Source organism: Mycobacterium sp. NGS16 (assembly GCF_059813225.1).
Genome location: NZ_JCALEE010000002.1, coordinates 373,460 through 387,983 on the forward strand (window position 1 = coordinate 373,460; position 14,524 = coordinate 387,983).

Sequence of the window (14,524 nt, forward strand, 5' to 3'; positions counted from 1 at the left end):
CTACGCAGCAGGGCTGACCGGAGTGATTACGAAACCGGAATCTGCCTTTCAGTCTTGCGTTGGTAGTCCGTCCGGATACGCCTCGACGGCACGCTGCCACCACTCAGCTCTTGTGTCGCCGTAGATCTCGCATGTCTTGTACTCGCCGTCCGTCTCGCCGTCTTGCAATTCGACGCACGGGTGAGCTTTGACGTTGTGGTACCAGACAGGGTGTTTCGACGCGCCACCCATCGAAGCGACGATTGCGTACTGCCCGTCGTGTTCAACCCGCATCAACGGCGTCCAGCGGATCTTGCCGGTCTTGGCGCCGATCGGCGTCAACAGGATGACGGGTTTGCCCTTCATGTCAGTACCGGCGGTAACGCCGGACTTCATGATGTGTCCGCGTGATCATGCACCCGCTGCCACGGGCTGGGCTCGTAATCTCCGGTTAAAGCCATGTACGGGTCTCCTTGTCAGCGTCTTCGGCCAGACGGTGTACGCGGATCTCCGATCAGGTAGCGACTATCGAATCGCTGGGTTCGAGTTGTGCCAGAAACTGGTTGCGTTCGGCTTGCTTTCGGTATCCGGACGTATCACAAACGCAGTTCGGGCACCAATGACCGCCTCGCAGAACCAGTCTGGGGCTACCGGTGAAATCGTGCGCAAGGGCGCATCGCCATGCCAATGGCGTTGCGATATCACCCGTGGCCACGTCGGTTGACAGCAGCTGTCCACCACGGAAGTCGGCGGCTGCCGCATAGTCCTCCGCACTCCATGCCGCCCGTTCCTTGGTTTCGTCATAGCCGTGCTCCAGCAATCTTGGGGTTCGGTCCGGCCGTGGTGGCCAGAAGGTGGACCAGTCCCCGATTTCCTCCCACTCACGACGCGACCCGAAGTACGCGTTGATCTTTGCCTCTTCCTGGTCACGGATGTAGGCCATGGTGCCGCGTGGTTTCGTGGTGAGGGGTTTGAGGATGAGGTGCTTGACGATCCAGGGCGAGATCCTGCCGGCCAGCTTGAGGGACGGGTTGGCGGCCACCGCCCGGCTGAGGGCCGTATCGAAGGTCTCGCCGCGGAAAGGGACCAGTTCCTCCAGCTCGTCTGAATCGGTGTACCACTGACCATGGAAGTTTCGGGTGGCGAACCAATTGCGCTCGTACCACTTACGTACGTCGCTCACACCGAACGCCGCCGTCATGCGTGTCTGCAATTCCCAGTTCGTCAGCCGCCATGCCTCGCCGCCGCCGACGTTGTAGATGTGGCACCAAAACTGCTGTGGCACGTCATCTTCGCAGATGTTTGCGACCAAACGTGCTGAGTCTTCGACTGCGACCCACTCCATGACACCTTCGAACGGGGAGTGAGTCATGATCGGATCGCGGATGGCCAACATGCCGGGATGGAAGATGCCTGTTTGACGCAACCATGCCCATTTCGGCAGACCGGAATCGACCAGGACCCGTTCGGCGGCAATCTTGCTCTGTCCGTAGCCATCGAAATGACCGGCGCGCAGCGGGTCACCGATTCGGCCCCAATGGTGTGGCGGGTTGCGATCGCCGGTCTGAGCGACCGTGCCGATACCGACGACGCCGACCGCAGCCGGATCCGGCTGCGCCTGAACGGCCCGCACGATGTTGCGCATGCTTCCGACATTGACCCGATGCGCCAACTCCGGGTCGTCATCGCCGACCGGCGACACGATGCCGCCCAGGTGAACGACGAAGTCCGCCCCATCGACACATGCTTTGACGGCAGCGAAGTCGGTGAGATCGCCAAAACGCACCTCAAGGTTCGGCATGCCTTCGTAGCGGCGGATCACTGCGGTGTCCACTGGCGTGGGTAGCACCAATGCGACGACGTCGAACCTATCTGAGCGACTATGGAATTCATCGAGCGTGACACGCCCCCAGTTCCCGGTCGCCCCGGTCAGGAAGATTCGCTTGCGCGTCCGTGTGGCCATCGACGCTCCTCCTAGCTTCGTAGTGGCAGTCACTGCTCAGCCAGCGAACACGTCAAGAGACCCGACGGTGCCACGGTTGTCCTTGATGCGTTCGACCAACCGCCACCGACCGTCACGGCGCTCCCAGCGATCGTGGTAGTCGCCGAGAGTGTGGAACGTCAGGTCTGGATTACTGCGCGACAGGTGGAGATCCTGCACGTAGGCCCTGCTGGTAGCCCGGTCGCCGTCGACGTCGACTAGCACATTGCCAAGTAGATGCTGGGTCACTCCGCAATTGTCCAAGAACCCGCGGATCAGTTCGATGATCGCCGCGCTTCCTTCCAGCCGCCCAGTGCCGAGTTCACCGACAGCATCGTCGGCAAGGATCTGCGAAAGTCCTTCCCAGTCCCGGTCATCCATGGCACGGGCGAACCGGATCAGAGCTCGTTCGATGTCGCGCTCATCGTCTACCGGACCTGTTTCACTTGCATTCATCGATCATTCCATTCCGTAACGGGTCTTCTATTGCCTAGTCAAGCGCCCTGCACCGCCAATTCTGGCGTGTCCTCTCGTACTTCCAACGGGCTTGCCCATTGGTCGGATACACACTCACGACGAGTGCGTGTCGACAACTTCCTTGATCAGCCGAAATGGGGGCCTCCATCTCTCCGTAATCAACGGCCAGGCCCTGAGCCGATGAAAACGTCCCTGCGTCCCGGGCCGCGGCCAAGACGTCGGCATGTCGAGACAGCACCCAGTAGTCCTTATCCGGGGCATCGTCGGGGACCACGTGATGCACCGGGTCGTGTTCACGCAATTCCGCGTACATTGGATACGGGTCACGCCACGCAGCGCCACCACCCGGCGTGAACGCCACCTTTTGATTGCGCACGGTCGTAGTCAATTGAGCCTCCTGAGCGAAGACGAATCTCTTTGTGGCTTGCTGCGGTCGGGCTCAGTGTGTTGGGCCGCAAGGTGACCCGACGCCGAACTTCCCGCTGAACGGGATGAATTTGTAGTCGTTGACTACATTTGCTGTTGCTGGCCAACGGCGGCTTGCGGTACGAATCTTTGGAGGTGATGGCCGCAATCCTCGGACCGGCCACCGAAGCCGATCCCATTCGCGCTCGCGCACCCGCCGGGCGCTACCGAGATGCTCAGCGGCCCCATGTAATTGCACGGTGGTACCGGGCTCGCTGCCGCCCATCATCGGTACGAATCGTGTTGATCCGGCTCGGAAACCGGCGTGCTCGGCCGGCTGCAGCCGGTGCGTCGCCGCTATTAGCTACAGAGTTTGCAAGATCAGCTATCGGTCTGCCCAGCGCCCGGTCGGTCGCGCTAGCCTGCGCCCGCACCACTTGCTACTGGGCTCACGACGACGTTGGCGGTGGTTGCGCCGGGTCCTGAGGCGATGATCAACTCAGGAGAGATTGCCAGCCGCACCGCCGAGCAGATCACTGGTCAGATCACCAATGCCGAAATCATCAGCGTACACAGACGACGAGAAGATGAATGGCAACGTTCCGAACGCCAGGAACGCACCGACACCTGACACCAGGCGGCCCACACGCCCGCGACATGCCGTGCCATTCCACACTCGACGATTCCGAATCCCACTGCGCCAACCAGCCATCATCGAAACTTCCTGCGGTAGGAACCTTTAGGCACTGCCGACACCGTTTTCAGTCGGAATCGCTGAGCAGCGTGAAACGAGAACAAGCGGCGTCGAACACTTCGTTCCACCGAGCGGGGAAATCTCTAGTCATCGACTGCACTTGAGGGGGATGGTCCCGGTCACGGCCCAGACTTCCGAAACTCCAGCACAATCGATAGGGTCAAACACCGTGACCGGACGCGCGACATCGGGGCGCTCCCCTGCCGGCGGCCGGCCCTATGGCAACGTGGAAGTGAAGCCGGCAATCCTCAACGCGGCGCTCGACTTATTCACTGAGCGCGGCCCTGCGGCGACTTCGATTCGCGACATCGCTGCACGCGCAGGCGTCAACCATGGACTGGTCTTCCGTCATTTCGGCACTAAACAGCAGCTGATCGGCGCCGTGCTCGACCATCTCGACCAGCTGGTGTTCGACAGGATCGCCGAGGGCGGCCCCGAACTCGACTGGGCTATCGGCCTGCAGTCCCAACTGGTGGCGCAGGCCTCGCTCGCCGGGTATTCACCCGGTGAACTGCAAAGCCACTTTCCCGGAATCGCCTTGTTGGTCAAGCGGCTACAGAGCCAAGGTGCAGATCTCACTGAGGCTCGCGCCACCGCAGCCCACATCGTCGCCCTGCAGTTGAGTTGGCATCTGTTCGAACCGTACCTGCGGTCATCGGCCGACCTCCAGGCAATGGACGCCGAACAACTCCATCAATCCATCCGCGCAGCCATTGACCATATCGCCGCGCCTTACTCGGTCGAACCGGACAACGATGCCGACATTGATGAGTGATCTTCCCTCAGTCAACGGACACGCAGATTTCCGCACTGTCCGCCCCGCCAAGCCCCAAGATTAACTGGGCGGATTCGTCCGCTTAGATTGAGGCGGCCGCCGGTAAGGGTTCCAGTCAGTGAGAACTCATCACCCATCCACTCTCGGCACACCCTAATGTTGAGTCCTTGGAATTGCTTCGACGACAGGGGTTTTCAAGATCCTTTCGCACCTGAAGGGGAGAGCGATGCGTACCTCACTCCGCTTGTGGCGCCCACTATGCGGGCTCGACGTAGATGGAAAGCCTGTTCAACTTGGAGTCGATGCGGCTTCCCCAGGCAAGCCGGGGCTACAGACCCGCCGAGCGGATCGGAGGCGCCCCGGTGGCTCTGCCTGAAGGTGCGCGTCGTGCCCGTATCCTGAGTTCTGCATTGCGCCAAGCTGTCAATGGCTACGACGCGGTGCGGATCCGAGCCGTGGCAGAGGCCGCCGGCGTCTCGGCGAGCGCTGTCTACCAGTATTTTTCGTCCAAGGATGGGTTACTGCTGGAATGTCTGCATGGCTGGCTGAGTGAGTTCGCCGACCAGGACGCAATCGCTATCGTACCGGCGGCCGCGTCGGGCCATCGCCTCCTAATCGTCATCGAATCGCTCACCGAACGGCTGGCGTCGACGCCACGGCTCGCGGACGCCGTAGCACGCGCCTATCTCCACGCGACCGGGCCAGCTGCCGACAAAGCGGATCTTGTGCGGGACAAGCTGATACAGATCTTCGCAGACGCTCTGCGGCAAGACCATCCCCGTCGCCCCGACCACAATCGACAGGTCGCCGAGCTGGTGGCGGATGTCTGGATCGCGAATATCCTCGCGATCGCCCAGAAGCGGACAACAGCGCGCGACCTTCGGCTGCGGCTGGAACACGCCATTGCGGCCGTCAGCAGGAATGCCGGCCACCTAACTCGGGTGCCCGGCTTCGGGGCGACGCTATCGTTTCAGGGCGCCTGAATCCGACCCTGCTGGTGCTCTCGTTGGATCTCTAGTGCGATGTCGATGAGTTGGTCTTCTTGGCCGCCGATGAGTTTGCGTTGGCCGGCGCGGTGCAGCAGCTCATGGGCGGGCACGCCGTAGCGCTCACCTTGGCGTACGGCGTGTTTGAGGAAGCTGGAGTACACCCCGGAGTAGCCCATGATCAGCGCGTTGCGGTCCAGCACGCACTCGGCCGGCATGGCGGGGCGTACCACGTCCTCGGCGGCATCGGCGATGTCGAAGAAGTCGATGCCGGTCTTGATCCCGACCTTGTCGAACACCCCGATCAACGCCTCGACCGGGGCATTGCCCGCACCGGCGCCGAACCGGCGCACCGAGCCGTCGATCTGCTTGGCACCAGCGCGCACCGCCTCCAACGAGTTGGCCACCCCCAACCCGAGGTTCTCATGCCCATGAAAGCCCACCTGGGCGTCATCACCGAGTTCGGCGACCAACGCAGCCACCCGATCCCGCACCCCTTCGAGCACCAGCGCCCCGGCCGAATCCACCACATACACGCACTGGCAGCCCGCATCGGCCATGATGCGGGCCTGGCCGGCCAGCTTCTCCGGGGACACAGTGTGAGCCATCATCAAAAACCCGACCGTCTCCAGCCCGAGCTCACGGGCCAGCCCGAAGTGCTGAATGGACACATCGGCCTCGGTGCAGTGGGTGGCGATCCGACAGATCTGACCGCCGTTGCCCTGCGCGGTCTTCATGTCGTCCTTGGTCGCCACCCCGGGCAGCATCAAAAACGCGATCTTGGCGTCCTTGGCGGTCCGCGCCGCCAACGCGATCAGCTCCTGATCCGGGGTCTTGGAAAACCCATAGTTGAAGCTCGAGCCACCCAGGCCATCACCGTGGGTGACCTCGATGACCGGCACCCCGGCCGCGTCAATCGCCGCAACGATCGCCGCGACCTCCTCGGCACTGAACTGGTGACGCTTGTGATGCGAGCCGTCCCGCAAGCTGGTGTCGGTGATCCGTACATCGAAAATGTGATCAGACATAGTCCCTACGCTCCTGCGGCCTTGGCGGTCGCCATCTCACGGGCGATCTCCTCACCCACCTTGGTGGCCGCCGCCGTCATGATGTCCAGATTGCCCGCATACGGGGGCAGGTAATCGCCGGCACCCTCGACCTCCACGAAGGTGGTGACCACCGCCCGTCCGCCGGAGTTCAGCGACGGCGCGTCGAACTGCGGCTCGTTGAGCAACCGATAACCCGGCACATAAGACTGCACCTGAGCCACCACCTCCTTGATGGATGCGGTGATCGCGGCGTGGTCGGCGTCCTCGGGGATCTGGCAGAAAATGGTGTCGCGCATGATCATCGGCGGATCGGCCGGATTCAAAATGATGATCGCCTTGCCCTGCTGCGCCCCACCGATGGTCTCCACCCCCCGCGACGTGGTCTTGGTGAACTCATCGATATTGGCCCGCGTGCCCGGCCCCGCCGACACCGAGGCCACCGACGCCACGATCTCCGCATACGGAACGCTGCCGCCCTGCTCTGCCACCGCCCGAGTCACCGCATACACGATCGGGATGGTGGCCTGCCCCCCGCAAGTGATCATGTTGACGTTCGGGGCATCCACATGCTCATGCAGATTCGCCGGCGGGATCACCGCCGGACCCACCGCCGCCGGCGTCAAGTCAATCGCCCGGATCCCCGCCGCCTCATACTTAGGCGCATACGCCTTATGCACATACGCGCTGGTGGCCTCAAAAACAAAGTCCGGCAACTCATTCTGGGCCAACAACCAATCCGCCCCCTCGGCAGAGGTCTCCAAACCCAACCTGCGCGCCCGAGCCAAACCCTCCGACTCCGGATCGATACCGATCATCCACCGCGGCTCGAGCCACTCCGAACGCAACAACTTGTACAACAGATCGGTACTGATATTGCCCGACCCCACAATCGCGACACTGGCTTTAGACGCCATGTCGACCTCCTTTACTTGAAAATCGTTCGGACGGGGATCAACGGTCATCGAGCTCAGGGTTTGGACCGCCCATAGCCGAAGAAGCGCACCAGGTAGCGAGGCAGACTCCTGGCGGGCACGGCGACCGGCCAGGAATCGGCGCGGAAGTAGGCATCAGATCCTCCGTCGACGAAAACGACGCTGCCGCACATGAAGTCAGCTGCGTCGGAGAGCATGAACAGCATCCAGTCGGCGAGCTGGCCGGCGTCGCCGTAGCCGCCAACCGGGACCGGGAATGCCTTGACCGCCTTGGCTTCTTTGGGATCTGCCAGCTGTTCGGCCAGCAGGGGGGTCATGATCGCTCCCGGAGCGAGCGCGTTCAACCGAATGCCGGCACCGGCCCACTCGCCGGTGACCGCGTGGCGGCGCACCCAGCGCGATACCGCGATCTTCGACGCCGCATAGATGATGGCCGCCGAATTCTTTCCGAAGACCCGGGCCGCGCGCAGCGCCTTGTCCACGTCACCGGCGAGCAGGGCGCGGATCGCCCGGCGGGGCACCAGCGGAGTTGTGGTGGTGGAGTTGCTGGCGATCACGACCACCTTGGCGCCCTCGGCGCGCGCCAATGCGGGCCGCAGGGCCATCAACAATTCGATAACGCCGAAGTAGTTGACCTGTGCGATCGGCCGTTGGCGGCCGGGGATGGGGCCCAGTCCCGCGGCGAGGACTGCCCCGTCCAGAACGCCACCACAGGCAGCCAGCGCCGCTTCGGCGGCCGCCCGGCGTCCCACCGTTGTCGACAGGTCGGCCGTGACCTCCGCGTCTTTGATGTCTATTCCGATGACGCCGTGCCCTGCGGCACGGAGCTTCTCGGTCGCTTGCCGCCCCATGCCCGATGCCGATCCGGTTACGACATACGTTCCCACAACGCGCCTTCCATTCCATCGATGGACTTCAAAGACATAGTCACCAGTCCAACCACGGATTGATGGCGCGCAAGGGGGTATCGAGCACTGTTTCGCCAAGGTCGGGCTGCGTTCGCGAGCCACTCATTTCCGCGATCCGGTCGCGCACCCGAACGGTCGTGGCCAGCGGATCGTCATCGAGGTAGAGCAGCCGCATCCGCAGCGCGCCCGCGGTATCGGAGGCTTCTTGCGACCGCAAGCCCATGGCGTTTTCCTGATGGCGATCGAGCGTGAAGGTCCAGGCGCCCGCCACACCGGGAAGCTGGAGCAACTCGGGAATCACAACCTGATCTTGTAGCCGGTACTCCTCGTGCGTATCGGTACCGAGCGGGTCGTTGTAGCGGGTGAGTGTCAGGTACAGACCCTGGTTGGGCCGGTAGGGAATCGCCGCCGGCGACACCAGCGACGACGGGGCCGAGTATCCCTTGACCGGCCGAAAGAAGGCCAACAGCGTTCGCCGCACCCCCGGGATCATCGGCCCTCTGCCCCACTGGAACGAATCGGAGCCAAGCCGCTCCCACTCCCGGACCGACCGGTCAACCGGTTCCCGAAACCAGTACATCGCTACGTAATCGACGCTCGCCTGCTCCGCAGTCGCCGTGGACATCTCTTTGCAGTCCGCGGGCCTTCGCCAGCGCTCTCCCGCGGCCACCCCTGGCAGCGCCAGATTCTCCGGGCGATGATCCAGCTGGTGCCACTCGTTGTAGCGACGATGGTCATCGGGGCCCGCGTTATGCAGCGAGATGAACGAGAAGAACACCAAGGGACATTCGCTCACGATCGGCTCGCATCCCGGTTGTGAAGTGGCGCGCCGCTCAGGCCCTTTCTCAGCATCCGGTGGGCGCCTTCGCTCCCTGCGAGCAAGGCGCTGGTCCGGCGGGAGATTCGCCAACCCACCTCGGACCGGACCAGTTCGAAGTGATTCACGCTGGCCCGCCAGACCATATATTCCTGAGCCGAGGATTTCCACGCCTGGCCCTCGAAGACGCTGTCCGGTAGCGGTTCTGGGCGGCGTACCAGTACCAGCGATTCACAAACCGCCACCGCCGTCTCGCCATTGACCGTGATCACGGCCGGTCCCAGAAAGTGGCAACATCCGGAGTAGACCAACTCGCGGTGCGCTTCGGACCCGACCATGGCCTGCACGTCGGAGCTGCTATTCATATACCAGCCGTCGACATCGTAGATTCCGTCGGAAATCCAAAGTCCGGCCGCAGTATCTGCATCTGCAGCGTCGACCGCGGGTCCGTAGGAGGTGATCAGTCTCGCGATGTCGCGTTCATCCTCGAGCCGCTGTAGGCGTGCGATCAGACTTGCGATGTCGGGATCGTTGTCGGTCATCTGGATGTCTCTTCGTGGTCGCTTCCCAATGCCGTGGCTATTTCTGCAAGTCGGATGATCTGCTGGCAGTAGTGCTCGGCCGAGCGGGCCATGAGACTGCACGAAACGGTAGTGGCCCCTGCCGCGGCGAGTTCGATCAGCCGATTCCGCACGCCTGCGCTGTCCCCGGTTGGATCGAGTGCACGACCGGATCCCAGAATCACCTCGAAGCCGCTCGGCGCGGCCTCTTGACGGAGCAGGTCTCGGATCTGCTCCGATGCCAGCCCGAACGGCATCCAGCCGTCCGCTAGACGCATGGCGCGTTGTAGCGATGCACGTGACCGGCCTCCAACCCAGATCGGCACCTGCCGCTGCAGCGCGTGCGGCTGTACCGTCATACCCGAGTAATCGAAGAATGCGCCCTGATAGACCGGCTCTTCCACGCCCACAGAGGCCCGTAACGCTTGGATCGCCTCGTCGGCGCGCTGCGCTCGAGATGTCCAGTCAGCTCCGATCAAGTCGAACTCCGGTGCCAGCGAGCCGATACCGACGCCCAGTAGCAGACGGCCGCCACTGATCCGGTCCAACGTTCCGTGTTGCTTGGCAATCTCCAGCGGATGGTGATAGCCCAAAACCAGAACCGCCGTGGCGAGACGGATTCGGCAGGTATGAGCTGCGAGAAAGCCCAACGTAGCCAAGGGGTCCCAATACACCGCACCGCGCGAGGCCACTTCGGCACTGGGAACGGCCACGTGTTCCGAGCACGTCAGGAACTCCAGGCCCGCTTCGTCGGCGGTGCGTGCGATTAGGGCGAGATCTTCGGCGGTTCCGTCGGCTTCCCATGCAGATGCCACGGCGGGGACTTGCACCACCACCGGTGTGGACAGTCCGATACGCATGCTAGTTCCGCTCATTCACCAGCGAAAGAATCTGCTCATGTGCCCTGAGAACGACGTCGGCGCGATCAGGCGCACTGTTGGCGACCGCGGTCGGTAGATTCCCTCCTGCGACATGGACAGGACCGTCAGCTAGGTGCGCAAGGCCTTCGGCAGCAACGTCGGCCGGATCATTAACGATCATTCCGGGAACGTCGAAATTGAGACCGACGCGTTCCATCGCCGGGGTCCGGGTCACGCCCAGAACCAACTCCAATACGTCGACATTACGGTCACGCAGCTCCAGCCAGAGGCTCTCGGCGAATATCCGAGAGAACGCCTTAGTGCCAGCGTATACGGTGTGACACCATGCTCCCATATAGCCGGCGAGCGAGCCGACGAGCAGGATGCCACCGCGTCGCCGATCCGACATCGCCCGGCCGAAGTGTTGAACCAGTTCGAGCATACGAGTGACATTGAGGTCGTTGACCTTCTTGAGCTCCGTCAACGACGCCTCAAGGAAGGGTTCATTACATGTACTTGCTCCGGCGTTGTAGATCAGCAGACCCACATCGAGTTCGGCAGTGGCCATCACGATCTGCTCGACCGCCGAGGTGTCCAGAAGGTCGACCGACAGCGTACGCACGTCGGCGCCCAACGCTCGGCAGCGCTGTGCCGTATGTTCCAGCGGCTCCGGCTTGCGGGCGATGAGCATTAAGTTGAATCCGGCCTCGGCAAGGAGGCGAGCGAACTCCTCACCCACTCCCTCGGAGCCACCGGCGATCAATGCCCACGGGCCATATTTACTCAGGTCAACCATGTTTCACTTCCTTTGTCGCTGAGTACTGCCGGCGTCCACAGGCAGGGTGACGGCCGTGATGTAACGGGCCTCGTCGGAGGCCAGGAACAAGCACGCATTCGCCACATCCACCGGCTCCACCCACGGGACATCGATCATGTTCATCGACCTCGCCGACTCGGCGAACTCCTCGCGGGTCGGTGGCCGGTCGAGGTCGGGCCGGAACGCGCTGCGGACCGCGTCGTTCTGGATCAGCGGGGTGTCGACGTTCGTCGGGTGAACCGTGTTCACCCGAACCCGGTGCGGCGCGAGCTCGTTGGCGAGGCTACGCATCAGACCCACCACCCCGTGTTTGGCCGCGGTGTAGTGCGCCACCCCGACCAATCCCTGAAGCCCTGCTATCGAACTCACCAGGATCATCGCACCGCCTCCACGCGCGATGAGATGCGGTGCGGTGACCTGGCAGGTGTGGAACACCCCGGTTAGGTTAACGTCGAGCATGGTGCGCCAGGTCTCCTCTGGCAGCTCAGCAGCCAACCCGCGCGAGGTGATACCGGCGGTGGCGCAGACGATGTCGAGTCCGCCGTATTCGCGGATCCCGCTGTCGATGGCAGTCCGTAACAGCTCTCGTTCGCGCACATCGGCAACCGCGGTGACCATCCGCCCGCCAACAGCCCGCACCTGCGCCGCTGTCTCGGCGAGGTCGTCGTGCGTGGACGGCGGCACCACAACGGTGTCGACCGGCCCGCACAGGTCGATCCCGATGATCTCGGCGCCCTCCTGGGCGAACCGCAGCGCCTGCGCGCGGCCGATTCCACGAGCAGCGCCGGTGATGACGGCTACCTTTCCGGCGAGTCGGCCGGTGGTCATGTCTTCTGGGTCAAGCCGGCGTCGACGACAAGCTGGGCTCCGGTGATGTAGCGGGCGTTGTCCGAAGCCAAGAAGACGACAGCGTCTGCCACGTCGCGTGGCTCCACCCACGGCACCGGCAGCAGGTTGCGTGCAGCAAGGACCTTGATCGCGTCGGCCTCGGTCGGATTGTCGATATCGGGGCAGAGTCTTCGGTAGGTGGCCGCGTTGCGAACCGTGGGTGTCGCCACCGCGCCAGGGTGCACCGTGTTCACCCGGATCCCCAGCGGGCCGAGCTCGTTCGCAAGCGTTCGAGCCAACCCCACGATCGCATGTTTGCTGGTCGTGTAGTGCGCGGTGTTGGCAGTGCCGCGAAGTCCGTTGGTGGAGCCGATGATCACTATCGCACCGCCGGCGCTCAAGTGTGGTGCGGCTGCCTTGACCGTGTGCCAGACGCCGGTGACATTGACATCGAGCGCCTCTTGCCAGACCTCGCTGGTCAGCTCCCAGGCGGGTGCGCCGGGGGCATGGACGCCGGCGTTGGCGACAACGACATCCAGCCCACCCAGCGCGGCCACTCCTGCGTCGATCGCCTCCATCACGGCGCGGAGGTCTCGAACGTCGGCAGTGCTGGTGAAGCAGCGCCGGCCACGCGCTGCGAGAGCTGCCGCCGTACTCGCCAGATCATCGGCCGCCGCAGCGGTATCGACGGCGATAACGTCGGCGCCCACGTCGGCGAGGCGTTCGCAATGCGTGCGACCGGTCCCGCGGGCGGCGCCGGTCACCACAGCGACTTTGTCGGCGAGGTTCAGCATCAGGAGGCCTTGAGCAGATTGAACCCCTTGTATCCGGCACTCGCGACCTCGGCGCAGATCTCGAGGTAGGTGGCGAATCCACCGATGAACAGCATGAAGACGCGGGGTTTTCCAGGGACGTTGGCGCCCATATACCAGGAGTTCGCCCTTGGGAAGAGCGTGGCGTCGGCGCGCTGGTTGCACTCGGCGATCCAGTCGTCGACGGCGTCTGCGGTGGCCTCGATGGCCGCGTATCCGTGCTGGTCGAGATATGCGATGGCGTCCGCTATCCAGTTGATGTGTGCCTCGGCGTGCAGCACCATGTTGGCCAGCACCGCAGGCGCTCCGGGTCCTGACACCAGGAAGAGGTTGGGAAAGCCGTCCACCCCCAGCCCGAGATAGGTGCGAGGCCCATCGGCCCAGTCGTCGGCCAGCTTCTGCCCGTTGCGTCCGACGATGTCGATCTTGGCCAACGTTCCGGTCATTGCGTCGAATCCCGTGGCCAACACGATAGCGTCAAGATCGTAGTGCGCCGCAGTTGTCCTGATACCGGACTTGTCGATCGCCTCGATGGGTGTCTTGCGGACACTGACCAGTGTCACGTTGGGCCGGTTGAACGTCTGGAAGTAGTTGGTATCGGTGCAGATTCGCTTGGTGCCGATAGGGTGATCGTTCGGGATCAACAGCTCCGCGACCTCCGGGTCGTCGATCTCGGCACGGATCTTCTCCTCGTAGAACCTGCGGGCTTCTTCGTTCGCCTCCAGACTGATCATCTGGTCAGGGAAGGTCTTGGAGAAGAGCACGCCGCCCAGCTGCCAGCGTTCCTCGAATGCCGCACGGCGCTCTTCGGGGGTGACCTCCATGGTCGGCTTGGGATGTGTCACATGCGGAGAGCCTCCACCGCTACGCCATGACATCTGCCGGCGTTGGCCGTAGGTGTCCTTGGCGTGCCGGATCTCGTCGGCGGTCAGCGGACGGTTGCCGGCCGGGACACTGTAATTGGGCGTGCGCTGGAAGACATAAAGATGGGCGGCCTGCTCGGCGATGATCGGGATCGACTGGACCCCTGATGATCCGGTGCCGATCACACCGACACGCTTTCCAGCGAAGTCCACGCCGTCGTGCGGCCAGTGGGCGGTGTGGTAGGTGTCGCCGGCGAAGGTGTCCAAGCCGGGGATGTCAGGCGTCAAGGGCGAGGACAACGGTCCAGTGGCCATCACCACGAACCGCGCCGTCACCGTCTCACCTGTGTCGGTGGCTACGGTCCACTGCACCGCATCTTCGTCGAAGACGGCCGACGCCACCCTGGTGTTGAAAGTGATCCCCGGCCGCAGGTCCAGCTTGTCGGCGACCCACTTGATGTATTCGAGGATCTCGCCTTGCGTGGCGTACTTCTCGGTCCAGGTCCACTCCTGCTGCAGTTCATCGGAGAACGAGTAGCAGTAGTCCAGGCTCTCGACATCGCAGCGCGCTCCCGGATACCGGTTGAAGTACCAGGTACCCCCAACCTCCGGTGCCGCTTCGAAGGCGCGGACCGCCAGCCCTTGTTGCCGGAATTTGTACAGGGCGTACAAGCCACCGAATCCTGCGCCCACCACAACGACATCGACATGACTTCCGGTC

The 14,524-nt window shown here is 63.3% G+C and carries 15 protein-coding genes and 2 pseudogenes; 3 read left to right on the top strand and 14 right to left on the bottom strand.

Features of this window, described 5'->3' with window-relative positions; genetic code table 11:
- From AC5Y4Q_RS07385 to AC5Y4Q_RS07400, 4 genes and pseudogenes are all read right to left on the bottom strand, one after another.
- Positions 1-440: pseudogene (locus tag AC5Y4Q_RS07385) on the bottom strand (nitroreductase family deazaflavin-dependent oxidoreductase).
- 53 nt (positions 441-493) lie between these two features.
- Positions 494-1,942 carry an NAD-dependent epimerase/dehydratase family protein gene (locus tag AC5Y4Q_RS07390; protein ID WP_065019417.1) on the bottom strand — a complete coding sequence of 483 codons (1,449 nt, stop codon included), beginning with the start codon at positions 1,940-1,942 and terminating at the stop codon, positions 494-496.
- 36 nt (positions 1,943-1,978) lie between these two features.
- On the bottom strand, positions 1,979-2,416 hold the full coding sequence (locus tag AC5Y4Q_RS07395; RefSeq protein WP_065019418.1) for a nuclear transport factor 2 family protein: 438 nt from the start codon (positions 2,414-2,416) through the stop codon (positions 1,979-1,981).
- Positions 2,417-2,579: 163 nt separating this feature from the next.
- Positions 2,580-2,750: pseudogene (locus AC5Y4Q_RS07400) on the bottom strand (cytochrome P450); the annotation flags it as partial.
- Positions 2,751-3,308: 558 nt separating this feature from the next.
- Here AC5Y4Q_RS07400 and AC5Y4Q_RS07405 point away from each other — a divergent pair.
- From AC5Y4Q_RS07405 to AC5Y4Q_RS07415, 3 genes are all read left to right on the top strand, one after another.
- Positions 3,309-3,473 (top strand): hypothetical protein, encoded by a 165-nt coding sequence (locus tag AC5Y4Q_RS07405; RefSeq protein ID WP_499958519.1) that lies wholly within the window; start codon positions 3,309-3,311, stop codon positions 3,471-3,473.
- A gap of 292 nt (positions 3,474-3,765) precedes the next feature.
- Complete coding sequence (locus tag AC5Y4Q_RS07410) at positions 3,766-4,371, top strand: TetR/AcrR family transcriptional regulator (protein ID WP_234786532.1); 606 nt, start codon at positions 3,766-3,768, stop codon at positions 4,369-4,371.
- Between the two features lie 275 nt (positions 4,372-4,646).
- Positions 4,647-5,354 (top strand): TetR/AcrR family transcriptional regulator, encoded by a 708-nt coding sequence (locus AC5Y4Q_RS07415; RefSeq protein WP_082956805.1) that lies wholly within the window; start codon positions 4,647-4,649, stop codon positions 5,352-5,354.
- Here AC5Y4Q_RS07415 and dmpG read toward each other — a convergent pair.
- The 10 genes from dmpG to AC5Y4Q_RS07465 are packed head-to-tail and all read right to left on the bottom strand — an operon-like array spanning position 5,342 to position 14,496.
- Positions 5,342-6,385, bottom strand: a complete 1,044-nt coding sequence (dmpG, locus tag AC5Y4Q_RS07420; protein WP_499958522.1) for a 4-hydroxy-2-oxovalerate aldolase — start codon at positions 6,383-6,385, stop codon at positions 5,342-5,344. The two genes, AC5Y4Q_RS07415 and dmpG, sit on opposite strands and share 13 nt — an antisense overlap.
- A 5-nt stretch (positions 6,386-6,390) precedes the next feature.
- Complete coding sequence (locus tag AC5Y4Q_RS07425) at positions 6,391-7,320, bottom strand: acetaldehyde dehydrogenase (acetylating) (RefSeq protein ID WP_499958524.1); 930 nt, start codon at positions 7,318-7,320, stop codon at positions 6,391-6,393.
- 53 nt (positions 7,321-7,373) lie between these two features.
- A complete protein-coding gene (locus tag AC5Y4Q_RS07430) occupies positions 7,374-8,225 on the bottom strand; it encodes an SDR family oxidoreductase (protein WP_082956728.1) in 852 nt (283 codons plus the stop codon).
- A 40-nt stretch (positions 8,226-8,265) separates the two neighbouring features.
- Positions 8,266-9,024: a hypothetical protein gene (locus tag AC5Y4Q_RS07435; protein ID WP_234786341.1), complete on the bottom strand. Its 759-nt coding sequence runs from the start codon at positions 9,022-9,024 to the stop codon at positions 8,266-8,268.
- A 14-nt stretch (positions 9,025-9,038) separates the two neighbouring features.
- Entirely contained in the window at positions 9,039-9,605 is a 567-nt protein-coding gene (locus tag AC5Y4Q_RS07440) for a nuclear transport factor 2 family protein (RefSeq protein ID WP_499958527.1), read from the bottom strand.
- Entirely contained in the window at positions 9,602-10,483 is an 882-nt protein-coding gene (locus tag AC5Y4Q_RS07445) for an LLM class F420-dependent oxidoreductase (protein ID WP_065018927.1), read from the bottom strand. Before AC5Y4Q_RS07445 ends, AC5Y4Q_RS07440 begins: the two co-directional genes overlap by 4 nt.
- Position 10,484: 1 nt before the next feature.
- Entirely contained in the window at positions 10,485-11,279 is a 795-nt protein-coding gene (locus AC5Y4Q_RS07450) for an SDR family NAD(P)-dependent oxidoreductase (protein ID WP_065018928.1), read from the bottom strand.
- Positions 11,280-11,282: 3 nt separating this feature from the next.
- Complete coding sequence (locus AC5Y4Q_RS07455; RefSeq protein WP_065018929.1) at positions 11,283-12,128, bottom strand: mycofactocin-coupled SDR family oxidoreductase; 846 nt, start codon at positions 12,126-12,128, stop codon at positions 11,283-11,285.
- Positions 12,125-12,922, bottom strand: a complete 798-nt coding sequence (locus AC5Y4Q_RS07460; protein WP_125225534.1) for a mycofactocin-coupled SDR family oxidoreductase — start codon at positions 12,920-12,922, stop codon at positions 12,125-12,127. The genes AC5Y4Q_RS07455 and AC5Y4Q_RS07460 overlap by 4 nt, the downstream gene beginning before the upstream one ends.
- Positions 12,922-14,496 carry a flavin-containing monooxygenase gene (locus AC5Y4Q_RS07465; protein WP_185746677.1) on the bottom strand — a complete coding sequence of 525 codons (1,575 nt, stop codon included), beginning with the start codon at positions 14,494-14,496 and terminating at the stop codon, positions 12,922-12,924. Before AC5Y4Q_RS07465 ends, AC5Y4Q_RS07460 begins: the two co-directional genes overlap by 1 nt.
- Positions 14,497-14,524: the final 28 nt, after the last annotated feature.